This is a genomic window from Xanthomonas dyei (genome assembly GCF_002939865.1).
GTDB classification, from domain to species: domain Bacteria; phylum Pseudomonadota; class Gammaproteobacteria; order Xanthomonadales; family Xanthomonadaceae; genus Xanthomonas; species Xanthomonas dyei.
Genome location: NZ_MDEE01000138.1, coordinates 1 through 328, shown reverse-complemented (window position 1 = coordinate 328; position 328 = coordinate 1). Strand labels below are relative to the sequence as shown.

Below are 328 nucleotides of genomic sequence, written 5' to 3'. Positions count from 1 at the left end.
TGAGCGCACCGGCGCGTCGTGCGCTGGTGTGCGAGTGGATCGGGCGTGGTGCCAGCGAGCGTCGTGCCTTGGCGGCGATCGGCATGAGCGCCAGCGCGCTGCGCTATTGCCCACGCCAAGACCGCAACGGCGAACTGCGCGAGCGCATTCTTGCGTTGGCGCATCGCCATCGCCGCTACGGTGTGGGGATGATCTATCTCAAGCTGCGACAGGAAGGACGCCTGGTGAACTACAAGCGCGTGGAGCGGTTGTATCGCGAGCAGCAGCTACAAGTCCGGCGCCGCAAGCGCAAGAAGGTACCGGTTGGCGAGCGTCAGCCGCTGCTGCG

The 328-nt window shown here is 66.5% G+C and carries 1 protein-coding gene; it reads left to right on the top strand.

Annotation, left to right across the window (positions count from 1 at the left end):
* A partial coding sequence (locus XdyCFBP7245_RS23560; RefSeq protein WP_146091748.1) for an IS3 family transposase occupies positions 1-328 on the top strand: 328 nt, incomplete at both ends.